The organism is Nonomuraea sp. NPDC001684 (assembly GCF_053596515.1).
The window spans coordinates 1-15,124 of sequence record NZ_JBSFGJ010000228.1; the positions used below are offsets into that span (position 1 = coordinate 1).

Here is a 15,124-nt window from a genome sequence, read left to right on the forward strand (position 1 = left end):
CGGCGACGGCCTGTTCCGCCGCGACCGCTCCCCCCGCATCCCCACGACCGCACCCCATGTCCGGCACACGCCGCACGCCTCGACCCGGACCAGCACCTCGCCGGGGCCGGGCTCGGGGACGTCCCGCTCGACCCGCACGAGCGGGCCGGTCGCCATCGGCCCCGGCCGGTCCACCACCCAGGCGCGCATCACGACCTCGACAGGCGCTCGTAGGCCAGCGAGGCGTACAGCGCGGCGCCGTCGGGCAGCACGGAGTCGTCGAAGACGGCGTCCGGCGAGTGGTTGTAGGGCGCCGTGGCCGGGTCGCGGTCGGGCGGGCAGGCCCCCAGGAAGACGAACGCGCCCGGCACCTCCTCCAGCACGTACGAGAAGTCCTCCGACCCCATGACCGGCTGCGGCGCCACGAAGTAGCGGCCCGGCCCGAACAGCTCGTCGGCGGTCGCCGAGACGAACCCGGCCTCGCCCTGGTCGTTGACCGTCACCGGGTACCCCATGCCGAACGACGCCTCGACCGCGAGCCCGTGCGCGGCCGCGATGCCCTCGACCACCTCCACCAGACGCCGCTTGACCAGCCTCCGGTGCTCCTTGCTGAACGTGCGCACGGTCGCCTCGAAGCGCGCCTCGTCGGGGATCACGTTGTCGGCCGAGCCGCCGTGGAAGGTGCCCACGGTGATCACCACGGGGTCGAACACGTCGAACGTGCGGGTCACCATCGTCTGCAACGCCGTCACCATCTCGCAGCCGGCCGCGATCGGGTCCTTGGCGCGGTGGGGGCTCGACCCGTGCCCGCCGGTGCCCTTCACCGTCACGCAGAACACGTCGGCCGCGGCCATCATCGGGCCGCCCCGCGAGGCGAACAGCCCCGGCGGCAGCATGGCCGACACCACGTGCATCCCGTACGCCGCCACCGGCCGGGCGCCGGCCGCGTCGAGCACGCCCTCGCCGATCATGTGCTTGGCGCCGTCGTGTCCCTCCTCGCCCGGCTGGAACATGAAGATCACGTCACCGGCGACGTCCGCGCGCCGCGCGCTGAGCAACCGGGCCGCGCCGACCAGCATGGCGGTGTGCAGGTCGTGGCCGCAGGCGTGCATCTGGCCGACGTTCTGGGAGATGTAGGGCAGGTCGTTGCGCTCGGTCACCGGCAGGGCGTCCATGTCGCCGCGCAGCAGCACCGCGGGGCCAGGCCGGCCGCCGCGCAGCACCGCGGTGACCGAGCTGAGCGTCTTGCCGGTGGTGATCTCCAGGGGGAGCCCGTCGAGCGCGGCCAGCACCTTCTCCTGCGTCCTCGGCAGCTGCAGGCCGAGCTCGGGGGTGGTGTGCAGGGAGCGGCGGAGCTGGATGAGTTCGTCCCGCATGTCCAGGGCGGATTCAGTGAACGACATGATGAACATTGTTCACGTGTGCGGCGAGAAGTCGACAAGGCACGCTCGATACCATGAACGGGTGACTCAGCGTAAGCGGATCGACTCCTGGTTGTCCGACATGGACGGCGTCCTCGTCCACGAGGGGCGGCCGATCCCCGGTGCGGACGAATTCATCAAACGGCTCAAGGAGTCCGACAAGAAGTTCCGGGTCCTGACCAACAACTCCATCTACACCCAGCGCGACCTGTCGGTGCGCCTGGCCGGCGCCGGCCTCGACGTGCCCGCCGAGTCCATCTGGACCTCCGCCCTGGCCACCGCCCAGTTCCTCGACGACCAGCGTCCCGGCGGGTCGGCGTACGTGATCGGCGAGGCCGGCCTGACCACGGCCCTGCACGAGGTCGGCTACATCCTGACCGACCTCGACCCCGACTACGTCGTGCTCGGCGAGACCCGCACCTACAGCTTCACCCAGATCACCCGGGCGATCCGGCTCATCGAGGCCGGCGCCCGCTTCATCGCCACCAACCCCGACCCGATCGGCCCCTCCACCGAGGGCTCGCTGCCGGCCTGCGGCGCGGTGGCCGCGATGATCACCAAGGCGACCGGCGTCGAGCCGTACTTCGTGGGCAAGCCCAACCCCCGCATGATGCGCAGCGCGCTCAACGCCATCGAGGGCCACAGCGAGACCACCGCCATGATCGGCGACCGCATGGACACCGACATCGTCTCCGGCATGGAGGCGGGGCTGTTCACGATCCTGGTGCTGACCGGCGTCACCCAGCGCGACCAGATCGACCGCTTCCCCTACCGTCCCTCGCTGGTCGTCGAGTCGGTCGCCGACCTCGTCGACCTGATCTGAGCCCGGCGGCCGGCTCGGCCGGGATGACAAGTCTTCTTCCGGGGCGCGGAGGATCGTGGCCCGGAAGAAGAAAACCACTCCCGGCGGCCGCCGTCCGGCGGCGCGGCGCGCGTCCGGCTGCGATCCTTGGTCGCGGAAGGTGACTTACCGAATGCGAGGAGGCGGCCGTGTGGCGTGAGGAGCCGGGGGAGCAGGGCACGGAGGCGGAGCTGGCGACGCTGCGCGTCGAGGTGACCGAGGAGCTGCGGTTCGTCAGGACGGCGATGGCCGAGGAGTTCAACTCGCTGCGCTCGGAGATCCTCGACCTCAACATCAAACTGGACCGGCTGCTGCAACACGTCGGCATTTAGGACAACGAGGTCGACACCGCATCACATGGCCTTCGGGTAGCCTAACCTACGGTCCCGTAACCTGAAGGAGAAGATCTTTATGGCGATGTCTCAGACGGAACTGCTGCACGAGCTCGAACCCGTCGTGGGCGTGGAGCTCGATCGCCACAACGCGACGGCCAAGGAGTGGTTCCCGCACGAGTACATCCCGTGGAGCGAAGGGCGTGACTTCGACGGCATCTACGGCGGCCAGGCGTGGCAGGAGGGCGACTCGAAGATCCCCGAGGCCGCCCGCATCTCGCTGATCGTCAACCTGCTCACCGAGGACAACCTGCCCAGCTACCACCACGAGATCGCCACCACGTTCGGCCGTGACGGCGCGTGGGGCACGTGGGTCCACCGCTGGACCGCCGAGGAGGACCGCCACGGCACCGCCCTGCGCGACTACCTCACCGTCACCCGCGCGGTCGACCCGGTCGCGCTGGAGCGGGCCCGCATGCACCACATGGAGCAGGGTTTCGTCACCGAGTACAACACCATGCTCCAGCAGCTCGCCTACGTCTCCTTCCAGGAGCTGGCCACCCGCATCTCCCACCGCAACACCGGCAGGGCCTCCGGCGACGAGGGCTGCGAGCGCCTGCTCGCCCGCATCGCCGCCGACGAGAACCTGCACATGCTCTTCTACCGCAACCTGCTCAAGGCGGCCTTCGAGCTCGACCCCAACCAGACCATGCGCGCGGTGACCGACGTCGTCACCACCTTCCAGATGCCCGGCACGGGCATGGAGGGCTTCGCCCGCAAGGCCATGATCATCGCCCACGAGGGCATCTACGACCTGCGCCTGCACCTCGACGACGTGCTCATGCCGGTGCTGCGCCAGTGGGCGGTCTTCGACAAGACCGGGCTCGACGCCGAGGGCGAGCGGGCCCGCGAGGAGCTGTCGGCGTTCCTGGCCAAGACCGAGGTCACGGCCGCCAGGTTCGTCGAGCGCCGCGACGAGCGCCGCGCCCGCGCCGCCGCCAGGGGCTGACACCAGGCCGCCGCCGGGCCGCCGCCGGGCCGCCGCCCGCGCGGCCGTGGCATGATCCCTCCTCATGGAGCTCCTGGGCACGCTGTTCGTCTCGCTCGCCATCCTGGTGATGATCCTGCTGCTGGCGACGGCGGCCCAACGCCTGCTCGGGGTCAGGTTCGGCGCGTTACGCACCTTCCTGGCCGCGATGGTGGCCTGGGGCCTGGCCCAGCCGATGCTGACGCCGGTGATCGCCTCGTTCGGGCCGGTCAACCCGGAGACCACGCCCGACGCGGGCGCGCTCGGGCTGCTGCTCCTGATCGCCATGTGCATGGTGCTCATCCCCATGGTGATCCTGGTGCTCGCCGAGGCGCTGGTCCCGCCGGGCTCGGTGCCGGGGCCGCTGGAGGTGCTGCGCTCGCTGCGCGGCCGGATCCGCCGGGCCCGGCGCTACTCGCAGATCACCAGGATCGCGTTCCGGCACGGCCTCGGCCCCTACCTGCGGGGCCGTGGCGAGAGCCTGGAGGACAGGTCGGGCAAGGTGCGCCTGGCCAGGTCGCTGCGCCAGGCGCTCGACGACGGCGGCGTCACCTTCGTCAAGCTCGGCCAGGTGCTGTCCACCCGGCGTGACCTGCTGCCGGCCGAGTTCATCGACGAGCTGGGCCGCCTGCAGGACCACGTCGCCCCCGCGCCGTGGGAGCGCATCGAGCCGGTGCTCGCCGCCGAGCTGGGCGGGCCGGTCGAGGAGGTGTTCGCCGCATTCGACCGGACGCCGCTGGCCGCCGCCTCCATCGGCCAGGCCCACACCGCCCGGCTGCACACCGGCGAGGACGTCGTGGTCAAGGTGCGCAGGCCGGGCATCGAGGGCGTGGTGGCCCAGGACCTCGACATCGTCCGCCGGCTGGCCGCCACGCTGGAGTCCAGGACCCGGTGGGGGCGTTCGCTGGGGCTGCGCGACCTGGCCGAGGGGTTCGCCGTCGCCATCCGCGAGGAGCTGGACTTCCGCGTCGAGGCCGCCAACATGGCCGCCGTGGCCGCCTCCGGCAGCGGCGGCGTCACCTACCCCGAGCCGTTCCCCGCCCTCTGCACCGAGCAGGTGCTGGTCATGCGGCGCCTGTCGGGCGGGCCGGTCACCGCGGCCGCCCCCGGCCAGGGGCCCGCGCTGGCCCGCGACCTGCTCGACTGCCTGCTCAGGCAGATCCTCGTCGAGGGCGTCTTCCACGCCGACCCCCACCCGGGCAACCTCATGCTGCTCGACGACGGCACGCTCGGCCTGCTCGACTTCGGCTCGGTCGGCCGCCTGGACGGCTCCGTCCGCTCGGCCCTGCAGCGTTTCCTGCTCGCGATGAACCGGCAGGACCCGCTCGGCGTCACCGACGCGCTGCTGGAGGTCGTCCCGCGGCCGGAGGAGATCGACGAGGCGGCGCTGGAGCGGGCGCTCGGCCAGTTCATGGCCAGGCACCTCGGGCCCGGCATGGACAGCGTGCAGATGTTCACCGACCTGTTCAAGATCGTCTCGGAGTACGGGCTGTCCATCCCGCCCGAGGTGGCCGCCGTCTTCCGGGCCCTGGCCACGCTGGAGGGCACGCTCGTGCGCCTGTCGCCGGGCTTCAACCTGATCGGCGAGGCCCGCGCGTTCGCCGGGCGTTACCTGGCCGAGCGGGCCGGGCCGGAGTCCGTCAAGGAGGCCGTGGGCCAGGAGCTGGCCGCGCTGCTGCCGATGCTGCGCCGCCTGCCGCGCCGGGTCGAGCGCATCGCCAGCGCCGCCGAGCACGGCAGGTTCAGCCTGAACGTCCGGCTGCTGGCCGACGACCGCGACCGCCGCTACGTCACCGGGCTGGTCCACCAGGTGCTGCTCACCGTGCTCGGCGCGACGGCCGGGCTCATGGCGGTGCTGCTGCTCGGCATCGAGGGCGGGCCCGTCGTGGTCGGCACCACGAGCCTGTACCAGCTCCTCGGCTACAACCTGCTGGTGATCGCCTCGATCATGGTGCTGCGGGTGCTCGCGCTGATCTTCCGACGCCCGCCTGACCAGGAGCGTCACCGGCGCTGAGGCGAAGACTGAGCTGGTTTTGACCTCGGGCTGGTCTTGGACATCCGAGGCATCGGGAAGTTTCCAGGTGACACCGGAACGCCTGGGGAGCAGTAGGTGAAAATCATCGGGATCGCCGCCAGTCTCCACGCGGGGTCTTTCATCAACAGATTGCTGGACGCAGCGGGCGGCGAACTGCCGGAAGGCGTACGGTTCGAGATCTGGACGGGGATGGGCGACGTCCCGCCGTACCAGCCGGGCAAGGTGCCGGTGGCGGCCAGGGAGCTGCTCGGGCTGGTCGCCGGGGCGGACGCGGTGCTGCTGACGGCTCCCGAGCACAGCCTGCTGCCGCCGGAGCTGACGTACACGCTGGAGTGGCTCTCGGCCGGCGACGTGCTGTCCGGCAAGCATGTGGCGGTGATGAGCGCCAGCGCGCGGGCGTGCGGCGCGATGTGGGCGCAGGCGGAGCTCTACAAGCAGCTCCAGGGCGCGGACGCGGTCGTCATGGGCGCCGAGCTGGTCATCTCGCCGGCCTGCCCGCACTTCGACGACGACGGCCACCTCACCGACCCGGTGCTGCGCGACCAGGTGCGCGCGGTGATCGGGCAGCTCTGCCCGGCGGGGGTCAGGGAACCGGCGTTCTCGCTCTGATCCCGGCGTGCTCCCGGGGCGGGCTCAGTGAGGGTCGCGGCGCAGGCGCTTGACGTCGGAACGGTGCTTCTTGCCCGCGATGCGGCGCTCGACGGCGCCCCGGCTCGGCTTGGTCGGGCGGCGGCGCTTGGGCGGCGGCGCGACCGCCTCCCGGACGCGCTGGGCCAGCCGGTGACCGGCGGCCTCCCGGTTGCGCAGCTGGGACCGGTACTCCGAGGCCACGACGGTGATCGTGCCGGCGCCCAGACGGTCGAGCGCGCGGGCCTTGAGCGCGGGCGGGATCGCGGTGCTCGCGGCCACGTCGAAGATCAGCTCCACCCGGCTGTCGGTGGTGTTGACGCCCTGGCCGCCCGGACCTGAGGAACGGGAGAAACGCCACACGAGCTCGGCGTCGGGGATGACGATCGAGTCGTTGACGACCAGCGGGCCGGGCATGGTGGTGGCTCCTGTTCCGGATGAATGCGCCTTGCTCAGATGAGTGTCACCGTATATGAGCGACATATGCCGTCCGCAACGGCATTTTCAATCACTGTCCTCGCTGCGAATATGGAGAGAACATTTCGCGGGAAGGGCTCATTCCATGGACCCGAAGTGGGTCGCGCAGGCGGCGCTGACCGTTGGGCTCGCCGTGGTCTCCGCCGTCGTCTTCCTGCTGCTGAGGTGCCAGGGGAAGGGCCGGCCCTTCGGGCCCGCCGGGCGGCGGCTCGCGGTCGCCATCAGCCTGCTCACCGGCGGTCTGTCCGCCGGCGTCGCGCTGGCCGGGCACGCGCTGCTGAGCGACTCGCTGGCCACCGTCCTGGGCGCGGCCGCGCCGAGCGGCCTGTGGCTCGGCCAGATGCGCGCCAGGCAGGACGAGCGGCGCTCGCTGGCCCGGGAGGCGGCCACGTTCTGGCTGGTGTCGCTGCTGGCCCGGCTCGACCAGGCGATGGCCGAGGACGAGCGCGTGTGGTGCGAGAAACGGGTGGACCCGTCCTGGAACGTCTATGAGCTGAGCCTGGCCGCGGCCCGCTACCACGAGCGCATCCGCGAGCGCCTGTCGGCCGACGACCGGCGGCGCGAACGGGTGCACGCCCGCCTGGACGCCGTCGAACGCAGGCTGGACGTGGCCGCCCTGATCGAGGACGGCGCCGCCCGCTCGAAGGTGGCCACCGCGCTCACCCTCTCCCGCCACACCAGGACCCCCAGGTACGAGCGCTACCTCGGCAACCTCCACCGGCTGCACGGCGTGCTGCGGCACGACGCGGAGAACGACGTGCTGCGCCTGCTGGCCGCGGCCTACCGGGCCGGCTACCGCTCGCTGCCGGGATACGTGCCGCCGTCACGGGCCCGCGGCGGCGAGCACATCGCCCGCGCCCGCTGACCGGGCGTGGCGGCCGGCGCTCAGGCCAGGGCGGCGGGGGAGTCCTCGGCGTCGCCGAGCGTGAGCTCCAGGCGGGCGCCGAGCGCGTCGACGACCGCGCCGAGCGTGCGCAGCGTCAGGTTCTCGTCGCCGGAGAGTATCTGGCTCACCCGGCCGGGCGAGACGCCCAGCGACGTGGCCAGATCGGCACGGGTGATCTTGTGTTCCCGCATGTACCACGTGATCTCGTCGACGACCTCTTGGGCGAGACCGCCCACCTCGTCACGGGGGTTCCGGCGAAAGGCCATGTCGGTCTCGCTCTCGACGCTGTCCGTCCTCGTGACTCCACTTTAGCTCTACCTAAACCTTTAGGCAAGACTAAACTCCGGTGGCTCTTGACGGGCGGGGACGGGCGGCGTATGCCAATATCCGCGGAAAGATCGAGCGGTCAGGGGGAGGCGCTGTGACGGCCATCGTGGGCGTGCACGGGATCGGCAAGTACAACTACTACCTGGAGGCCGGCGGGTCGGCCACCGGGGCCGCCGCGGCCATGCGGCTCAAGTGGGACCGCTACCTGCACGCGGCGCTCGGCGGCGAGACGGCCGCCTACTTCAGCGAGGTCGCCTACTTCTCCCACCTGCTGCGCGACCCCAAGCCCGGGGAGAGCTCCCCGCAGGCGGCGGCCCGCGTCGAGGCCGCCACCCAGCAGGTGCTCGTCGAATGGGCCAAGGACCTCGGGCTCGGCGAGCACGTCACCGGCGCGCTCAAGTCGTTCACCGGATGGCTGCTCGGCAAGCTCGACAGCAGGTCGGCGGCGTTCGCCAAGCTTTTCGCGCCCGAGGTCGCGGTCTACCTCACCGACCAGGAGCGGCGCGAGAAGTGCCGGCTGGCCGTGGCCGACGCCATCCGCAGGAACCGGCCGCGGGTGGTCATCGCCCACTCGCTCGGCAGCGTCGTGGCCTACGAGGCCCTGTGGGCCAACCCCGACCTGCCCGTCGACCTGCTGCTGACGCTCGGCAGCCCGCTCGGCATGCGCAACGTCGTCTTCGAACGCCTGCTGCCCGCCCCCGTCAACGGCCTCGGCGAACGCCCCAAGAACGTCGCCCGCTGGGTGAACATCGCCGACAAGGACGACATCGCCGCCATCCCGCCCGCCCTGCGCGCCAGCTTCACCGGCGTGGACGTCGAGGAGCTGGTCAACCTCGACTGGATCGACTTCCACACGGCCGAGAAATACCTGGGCTGCCCGGCGCTCGACCCGCATCTGCGACCATTCCTTGCATGACGTGGATTGTGTTCGACTACGGCAACGTCCTGTCCCTGCCGCAGCCCGCGGCCGACGTCGAGGCCATGGCGCGGGCCGTCGGCGCGGAGCCCGAGGCGTTCCTGCGCCGCTACTGGGAGCACCGCCTGGAGTTCGACCGGGCGAGCCTGAGCCCCGTCGGCTACTGGTCGGCCGTGCTGGACCGGGCCGCCACCCCGTCCGAGGTCGCCCGCCTGGTGGCCATGGACGTCGCGAGCTGGGCCTACCCCGACGAGGGCACGGTCGCCGTCCTCGGTGAGGTCCTCGACGCGGGCGACGGCGTGGCGCTGCTGTCCAACATGCCCGTGTGCATGGCCGACGGCCTCGACGAGCTGCCCTGGATCGCCGCCATCGGCCACCGCTTCTACAGCGGCAGGATGGGCCTGGTCAAACCCGACCGGGAGATCTTCGACGAGGTCGCCCGCGAGCTGGGCGCCGACCCGTCCGAGATCGTCTTCGTCGACGACCGGGCCGAGAACGTCGAGGGCGCCGAGCGTGCGGGCATGACCGGCGTGCTCTTCACCGGCGCCGCCGCGCTCCGCAAGTCCCTGCGCGAGCTGCCCCACTGACCTCCCACTGACCTCCCGCTGACCTCCCGCCGGCTCTCCGCCGGCCTCCCGCCGGGCGACCGGCGCTGTTCACCCACGCTTGACTCCGCTGTCATGACGGGGCCACGACGGGGTCAGCGCGGGCGGACATACCTGGAGCGTGGACCGCAGAACGTTCCTGACAGCGGCGGCAGCCGGCCTCGTCGCGCCCCGCGCCGTCACCTCGCCCGCCTCCGCCACGACACTCAGATCCGATCCGTTCACCCTCGGCGTGGCCTCCGGCGACCCCTCCGCCGACGGCTTCGTCCTGTGGACCAGGCTGGCCGTCGACCCGCTCGGCGGCGACGGCCGCGGCGGCATGCCCGCCCGCGACGTCGAAGTCGACTGGCAGGTCGCCACCGACGAGCGGTTCTCCTCGGTCGTGCGGTCGGGCACCGCGACCGCACGGCCGCGCGACGCCCACAGCGTGCACGTCGAGCTGGACGGGCTGGAGCCCGGCCGCGACTACTTCTACCGGTTCAGGAGCCAGGGCAGGCTCTCGCCCGCCGCCCGCACCCGGACGACGCCCGCCGGTGAGAGCCCGCTCACCTTCGCCGTGGCCGCCTGCGCGCACTACGAGCACGGCTACTACACCGCCTACCGCCGCCTGGCCGAGCAGGAGCCCGACCTGGTCGTCTTCCTCGGCGACTACATGTACGAGTACGGCCCCAGCGGCTACACCGCCCTGGCCGGCCGGGTGCGCACGCACACGCCGGGCAAGTGCGCCACCCTCGCCGACTACCGGCTGCGGCACGCCCAGTACAAGAGCGACCACGACCTGCAGGCCGCGCACGCGGTCGCGCCCTGGCTGGTGGCCTTCGACGATCACGAGATCGAGAACAACTGGGCCGGCCCCGTCTCCAGCACCGGCGCGCCCGGCTTCGCCCGCCGCCGCGCCGACGCCTTCCGCGCGTACTACGAGAACATGCCGCTGCGCCGCGCCAGCCTCCAGGGAGCGGTGCTGCGCATCAACCGGCGCGTCTCCTGGGGGACGCTGGCCCGCTTCCACCTGCTGGACACCCGCCAGTTCCGCGACGACCAGGCCTGCCTGGACGGGGTGCGGGCCGGCTGCGACGAACGGCTGTCCGACGGGCGCACGCTGCTCGGGTCCGCCCAGTGGCGGTGGCTGGAGGAGGGGCTGAGCGGGTCCGGCGCCCGGTGGAACCTGCTGGGCCAGCAGATCCTGATGGCCCAGCGGGACTACAGGATCGGGCCGGGCCGCGAGGTGAACCTCGACTCCTGGGACGGCTACGCCGCCGAGCGCACCCGCCTGCTCGGGTCGCTGTCGGGCACCTCGAACCCCGTCGTCCTGACCGGGGACGCGCACATGCACCACCTGGCCGACCTCAAGACCGACTTCGACGACCCGGACTCGCCGGTGGTGGCCAGGGAGCTGGTGACGTCGTCGATCGCCAGCGACGGCGACGGCTACCGGGACCGCACGTGGATCGCCGAGGCCCTGCAGGAGAACCCGCACATCTCCTACATCGACCAGCGGCGCGGCTACCTCATGGCCCGGCTGACCAGGGACGAGCTGTCGGTGGACTTCCGCACGCTCGACTACATCTCCCGCCGCGGCGCGCGGGCCCGCACCGCCCACCGGCTCACGATCCCGGCCGAACCGCCCCGCTCAGCCGCCGGACGGGCCGCGCCCCGCCATGGCTGAGGGCCGGCGGGGCACGCAGCCTTCGCCGGCCGGGGACGGCGGGATCGGCGGTCTTCGTCGGCCGGGGAGCTGCGGGGGTGCGGGCCTCGTCGGCTGAAGGTTCGCTGGGAGCGGGCTGAGGGCCGGCTGGGAGCCGGGGCGGGTGGTCAGGCGCCCGGCCAGGTCGCGTCGGGGAACTCGCCGGTGGTGGTGCCGGACATGACGACCTGGTCCCGTTCGTCCAGACCTGAGGTGATCTGGACGTACTGGTCGCCGCGGACGCCGGTGCCGACCACCTTCGCGGCGTCGTGCCCGCCCGAGCGCACGGTGACCACCTGGGCGCCGTCGGAACGGCTGCGGACGGCGGCGGCCGGGACGTAGATCGCGTCCTTGGCCTCTGCGGTGGTCACCGACACCGTGGCGGTCTGGCCGAGCATGAGCCCGGCGGGCGGCTCGTCGAAGGCCAGGGTGACGGAGTAGCGGACGAGCCGGTCCTCGACCGTGGCGGTCGGGGCGATCGCGGTGACCGTGCCGCCGTGGCGCTCGCCGGGACGGGTGGCGAGGGTGATGGCGGCCTGCTGGCCGAGCTTGAGCCGGTTGACGTCGGACTCGGTGACCATGGCCTGGACCTGGAGCTCGTTCAGGTTGCCGAGGCTGATGAAGGTGCCGGTGCCGGCCGTGTCGCCGACCCGGCCCGCCACGGACAGGACGGTGCCCGAGGTGGGGGCCACGATGCGGGTGGCGCGCACGGCGTCGGCGGCCTCCTCAAGGGCGGCTTCGGCGCGGTCGACGTTCGCGGCGGCCTGGTCCTCGGTGATCCCGCCCCTGGCGCCGTCTTTGGGGGTGGTGGCGGTCCTGGCGGTGGTGTCCCGGGAGGTCGTGCCGGGTGAGCAGGAGCCGGTGGGACGGGCGGAGGCCGTCGCGTGCGGCTTGGCGGTGGCCTTCGCGGTGGGCTTGGTGGTGGGCCTGGCGGTCGCTGACGGGGGCGCGGTGGTCGAGGGCCTGGCCGTGGCGGGCGGCTCGGCGGTGGACGGGCCGCCCGGTGTGGACGGTTCGCCGGGGTTGGACGGTGTGCCGGGGGTCTGGCTACTTCCGGGGGTGCCGCCGCCGGGCGGGGTCGCCGTCACGGTCACCGTCGCCGTCACCGTGGCGGTCGCGGTGACCGTCACCGTGGGCTGGGGCTCGGAGGGCTCGTGAGTGGGGGTGGGGGGCGCGGTCGGGGGCCGGCTGTGAGCTGGGGACGCGCCGGAGGTCCGCGTGGAGGAGGGGGAGGCGGCCTTGTTCGCCTTGGTGGCGGGTGCGCCGGTAGGCGCGGCGGTGGTCGTCGTGGCGGTCGTGGCGGTCGTGGCGCTCGTGGCGGTGGTGGGCGGAGTGGTGGCGGGCGAGGTGGTGGTAGGCGGGGTGGTCGGGCCGAAAACGCCCTCGCCCGCCGAACCTCCGCCGATAGCCGTGCCAGGGCCGCCCGTCGCCCCCGGGACGGCTGCGCCCCCAGGGGTGGCGGCGTTGCCAGGAGTGGCAGCAGTGCCAGTGTGCGGGGCGGGCGAGGTGGCGGGGCCGGTGCCATCAGTGGTCGGGGTGGGGTTCGAAGTGACCGGCGGCGTGGGCTTCGAGGGGGCCGACGGGGTGGGGCAGTTGGCGGCGTTCGGCGAGCCGGGGTTGCCCGTGCTGGCGGGGGTGCCGCCGCGGGTGGCCGGGCCCGGAGTGCCGGCGGCGGCAGACCCGGCGGAGACCGGCGAACCGGCGGTTCCGGTGGTCCCCGTGGTCCCGGTTCCGGTGGTCCCGGTGGAGGCGGAGGTGGTGGTGGTGAGGGATTGTTGGGCGGCGGAGAGGTCGGCCTTGGCGGCTGCGTACGCCTCGCGGGCCCCTCGCCCGTCGATCCTGGCCAGCACCTGGCCCTTGGTCACCTTGGTCCCGACCTTGACGTACACCTTGGTCACCGGGCCGGACGAGCCGAACGCCAGGTCCCGGCGGGCACCGTCCACAGTGTTGCCGGCGGCGCTGACCAGGGCCGTGACCGGGCCCCGCTGGGCGGCGGCGAGCCGTACCCGGACGGCGGGCGGGTCGTCGTCGCGGAGTGCCAGCGCCAGGCCCGACCCGGCGACGAGCACGGCCAGGGCGAGCCCGCCCAGCGCGAAAGTCGGTCTCATGGCCGCCCATCCTGGCCGACCAGCTTCACGGCAGCCTGCGAGCAGCCTGAGAGTTCGCTGTGTGACCCCGCCCGGGCCCGGGTTGTCAGCGAACGTTCAGCTCCGTCACGGCTGCGGCGCAGGCTGGTGTGCAAGGGTCACCGGCTGTGAAGGTGTCGACAAGGCGCAGAGCGCTGATGACCAACGGAGCGCTGGGCGTGCTCCTGCTGGGCGGGGCCACGCTCGCCTACGTCCAGCTCGGCACGGACCGCGCGGCCGGCGAGACGGCCGTGCGCACGGTGACCGCGAGCCGCGGCTCGGTGTCCGCGTCGGTGTCCGCGTCGGGCGCGGTGGCCAGCTCCAGGACCAGGTCCCTGTCGTTCGGCACGGGCGGCACGGTCGAGCGGATCTACGTCAAGGCGGGGGACAAGGTCGACAAGGGCGACATCCTGGCCAGGCTCGACGACTCCGCCGCGCAGGAGAGCCTGTCGGCGGCCAAGGCCACGTACCAGAGCGCGGTCGACGAGGGCACCGGCACGGCCGCGCTCTACGCCTCCTACGTCAAGGCGCGCAACGCCTACCGCCAGGCCGAGCGCACGGTCGCGGCCACCGTCCTGCGGGCCCCGTTCAAGGGCACGGTCACGGCGGTCAACGGATCCGTCGGCGGCACCGCCTCCGGCTCGGGCGGAAGCCAGAGCCAGTCCCAGGGGCAGGGCCAGTCGCAGAGCGGCGGCAGCGGCAACAGCACAGGGACGGGCGGGTTCGTCGACCTGGCCGACACCGGACGGCTCCAGCTCGTGGGCACCTTCACCGAGTCCGACGTCGGCAAGCTCGAACAGGGACAGAACGCCACCGTCACCTTCGACGCCCTGCCGGGGGTGACCGCCGACGGCAAGGTCACGCAGATCCAGCCGGTCGCCTCCACCAGCAACAACGTCGTCCAGTACCCGGTCACGGTCACCTTCACCAAGGTCCCCGCGAAGGTCAGGCTGGGCCAGACCGCCACCGTCGAGGTCGTCGTCGGCAGGGCGGAGAACGTCGTCACCGTCCCCTCCACCGCGGTCTCCACCAGCGGCGGCCAGACCACGGTCACCCTGCTCAGGGACGGCCGCCAGGTCAGGACCCCGGTCGAGGTCGGCGTAAGGGGCACGGCGCTCACCGAGATCAGGTCCGGCGTGTCCGAGGGCGACCAGCTCGTGCCGCCCGCGACCGGCACGCAGAGCGCCAACCAGCGCGGCGGGTTCGGCGGCGGCTTCCCGGGCGGCGGCGGCATGCCGGGCGGCGGGCGATGACGGCCCCCGCCACCGCGACGGCGGCCCCCGTCCTGCGGGTGAAGGACCTGGTCAAGGAGTACGGCGAGGGCGACGCCAAGGTCCACGCCCTGCGCGGCGTCAGCCTGGACGTCGAACGCGGCGACTACGTCGCCGTCATGGGCGCGTCCGGCTCCGGCAAGTCCACCCTGATGAACATCCTCGGCTGCCTCGACGTGCCCACCTCCGGCACGTACCAGATCGACGGCGCGGACGTCGGACGGCTGGCCGAGCACCAGCTCGCGATCCTGCGCAACCGCAGGGTGGGGTTCGTCTTCCAGTCCTTCAACCTGATCCCGCGCATGAGCGCGCTGGCCAACGTCGAGCTGCCGCTGGTGTACGGCGGCGTCGGCCCGGCCGAGCGGCGCTCGCGCGCCCTGGCCGCGCTGGAGCAGGTCGGGCTGACCGACCGCGTGCGGCACGAGCCGAACCAGCTCTCCGGCGGCCAGCAGCAGCGCGTGGCCGTGGCCAGGGCGCTGGTCACCGCCCCCGCGCAGCACCAGGCCCACCAACCCACCCGCCACCAGGACACCCCCACCCCCCGCGACGAGCTGCGGAAACACACCCCGC

Annotated in this window: 15 protein-coding genes and 1 pseudogene; 11 read left to right on the forward strand and 5 right to left on the reverse strand. The window is 72.7% G+C overall.

Translation table 11 applies throughout. The annotated features are described in order from the left end of the window. Both ACWCSD_RS31455 and ACWCSD_RS31460 read right to left on the reverse strand, forming a co-directional pair. Nucleotides 1-189 (reverse strand): annotated as a pseudogene (locus ACWCSD_RS31455) (hypothetical protein); the annotation flags it as partial. Next, nucleotides 189-1,382 carry a M20 metallopeptidase family protein gene (locus ACWCSD_RS31460; protein WP_449920249.1) on the reverse strand — a complete coding sequence of 398 codons (1,194 nt, stop codon included), beginning with the start codon at nt 1,380-1,382 and terminating at the stop codon, nt 189-191. The gene ACWCSD_RS31460 and the pseudogene ACWCSD_RS31455, both read right to left, overlap by 1 nt. Before the next feature lie 100 nt (nt 1,383-1,482). On the opposite strand from ACWCSD_RS31460, the gene ACWCSD_RS31465 reads away from it, so the two are divergent. From ACWCSD_RS31465 to ACWCSD_RS31485, 5 genes are all read left to right on the forward strand, one after another. Continuing rightward, nucleotides 1,483-2,223 (forward strand): HAD-IIA family hydrolase, encoded by a 741-nt coding sequence (locus tag ACWCSD_RS31465; RefSeq protein WP_364334674.1) that lies wholly within the window; start codon nt 1,483-1,485, stop codon nt 2,221-2,223. A gap of 167 nt (nt 2,224-2,390) precedes the next feature. Continuing rightward, nucleotides 2,391-2,573 (forward strand): hypothetical protein, encoded by a 183-nt coding sequence (locus ACWCSD_RS31470; protein ID WP_449920252.1) that lies wholly within the window; start codon nt 2,391-2,393, stop codon nt 2,571-2,573. An 85-nt stretch (nt 2,574-2,658) separates the two neighbouring features. After that, entirely contained in the window at nt 2,659-3,582 is a 924-nt protein-coding gene (locus ACWCSD_RS31475; RefSeq protein WP_449920255.1) for an acyl-ACP desaturase, read from the forward strand. A 64-nt stretch (nt 3,583-3,646) separates the two neighbouring features. After that, entirely contained in the window at nt 3,647-5,614 is a 1,968-nt protein-coding gene (locus tag ACWCSD_RS31480; protein ID WP_358293201.1) for an ABC1 kinase family protein, read from the forward strand. A 96-nt stretch (nt 5,615-5,710) separates the two neighbouring features. Continuing rightward, complete coding sequence (locus ACWCSD_RS31485; RefSeq protein WP_449920259.1) at nt 5,711-6,244, forward strand: NADPH-dependent FMN reductase; 534 nt, start codon at nt 5,711-5,713, stop codon at nt 6,242-6,244. Between the two features lie 24 nt (nt 6,245-6,268). Here ACWCSD_RS31485 and arfB read toward each other — a convergent pair whose 3' ends face one another. After that, nucleotides 6,269-6,679: an alternative ribosome rescue aminoacyl-tRNA hydrolase ArfB gene (arfB, locus tag ACWCSD_RS31490; RefSeq protein ID WP_364333916.1), complete on the reverse strand. Its 411-nt coding sequence runs from the start codon at nt 6,677-6,679 to the stop codon at nt 6,269-6,271. Between the two features lie 145 nt (nt 6,680-6,824). Here arfB and ACWCSD_RS31495 point away from each other — a divergent pair, with 145 nt between their 5' ends. Beyond that, a complete protein-coding gene (locus tag ACWCSD_RS31495; RefSeq protein ID WP_397164213.1) occupies nt 6,825-7,604 on the forward strand; it encodes a hypothetical protein in 780 nt (259 codons plus the stop codon). 20 nt (nt 7,605-7,624) lie between these two features. Here ACWCSD_RS31495 and ACWCSD_RS31500 read toward each other — a convergent pair whose 3' ends face one another. Beyond that, nucleotides 7,625-7,891, reverse strand: coding sequence for a helix-turn-helix domain-containing protein (locus tag ACWCSD_RS31500; RefSeq protein WP_387669925.1), 267 nt, complete (start codon nt 7,889-7,891; stop codon nt 7,625-7,627). Between the two features lie 155 nt (nt 7,892-8,046). On the opposite strand from ACWCSD_RS31500, the gene ACWCSD_RS31505 reads away from it, so the two are divergent. The 3 genes from ACWCSD_RS31505 to ACWCSD_RS31515 all read left to right on the forward strand — a co-directional run bounded on the left by ACWCSD_RS31505 (nt 8,047) and on the right by ACWCSD_RS31515 (nt 11,139). Beyond that, entirely contained in the window at nt 8,047-8,868 is an 822-nt protein-coding gene (locus tag ACWCSD_RS31505) for a hypothetical protein (RefSeq protein ID WP_397164215.1), read from the forward strand. Beyond that, on the forward strand, nt 8,865-9,455 hold the full coding sequence (locus ACWCSD_RS31510) for an HAD family hydrolase (RefSeq protein WP_449920264.1): 591 nt from the start codon (nt 8,865-8,867) through the stop codon (nt 9,453-9,455). Before ACWCSD_RS31505 ends, ACWCSD_RS31510 begins: the two co-directional genes overlap by 4 nt. Nucleotides 9,456-9,594: 139 nt before the next feature. Then, nucleotides 9,595-11,139, forward strand: a complete 1,545-nt coding sequence (locus ACWCSD_RS31515; RefSeq protein ID WP_387669921.1) for an alkaline phosphatase D family protein — start codon at nt 9,595-9,597, stop codon at nt 11,137-11,139. Nucleotides 11,140-11,285: 146 nt separating this feature from the next. Here the strand turns inward: ACWCSD_RS31515 and ACWCSD_RS31520 are convergent, their stop codons facing one another. Then, entirely contained in the window at nt 11,286-13,265 is a 1,980-nt protein-coding gene (locus ACWCSD_RS31520) for an efflux RND transporter periplasmic adaptor subunit (protein WP_449920267.1), read from the reverse strand. A 176-nt stretch (nt 13,266-13,441) separates the two neighbouring features. Here ACWCSD_RS31520 and ACWCSD_RS31525 point away from each other — a divergent pair, with 176 nt between their 5' ends. Both ACWCSD_RS31525 and ACWCSD_RS31530 read left to right on the forward strand, forming a co-directional pair. Continuing rightward, complete coding sequence (locus ACWCSD_RS31525) at nt 13,442-14,536, forward strand: efflux RND transporter periplasmic adaptor subunit (RefSeq protein ID WP_449920270.1); 1,095 nt, start codon at nt 13,442-13,444, stop codon at nt 14,534-14,536. Next, nucleotides 14,533-15,124: ABC transporter ATP-binding protein (locus ACWCSD_RS31530; protein WP_449920273.1), on the forward strand; the 592-nt coding region annotated here is incomplete at its 3' end. The genes ACWCSD_RS31525 and ACWCSD_RS31530, both read left to right, overlap by 4 nt.

Coding starts and splice junctions, on each gene's coding strand:
- ACWCSD_RS31460 (WP_449920249.1), bottom strand. CDS start 1,382: ATGTCGTTCACTGAATCCGCCCTGGACATGCGGGACGAACTCATCCAG.
- ACWCSD_RS31465 (WP_364334674.1), top strand. CDS start 1,483: ATGGACGGCGTCCTCGTCCACGAGGGGCGGCCGATCCCCGGTGCGGAC.
- ACWCSD_RS31475 (WP_449920255.1), top strand. CDS start 2,659: ATGTCTCAGACGGAACTGCTGCACGAGCTCGAACCCGTCGTGGGCGTG.
- ACWCSD_RS31480 (WP_358293201.1), top strand. CDS start 3,647: ATGGAGCTCCTGGGCACGCTGTTCGTCTCGCTCGCCATCCTGGTGATG.
- arfB (WP_364333916.1), bottom strand. CDS start 6,679: ATGCCCGGCCCGCTGGTCGTCAACGACTCGATCGTCATCCCCGACGCC.
- ACWCSD_RS31495 (WP_397164213.1), top strand. CDS start 6,825: ATGGACCCGAAGTGGGTCGCGCAGGCGGCGCTGACCGTTGGGCTCGCC.
- ACWCSD_RS31500 (WP_387669925.1), bottom strand. CDS start 7,891: ATGGCCTTTCGCCGGAACCCCCGTGACGAGGTGGGCGGTCTCGCCCAA.
- ACWCSD_RS31510 (WP_449920264.1), top strand. CDS start 8,865: ATGACGTGGATTGTGTTCGACTACGGCAACGTCCTGTCCCTGCCGCAG.
- ACWCSD_RS31520 (WP_449920267.1), bottom strand. CDS start 13,265: ATGAGACCGACTTTCGCGCTGGGCGGGCTCGCCCTGGCCGTGCTCGTC.
- ACWCSD_RS31525 (WP_449920270.1), top strand. CDS start 13,442: ATGACCAACGGAGCGCTGGGCGTGCTCCTGCTGGGCGGGGCCACGCTC.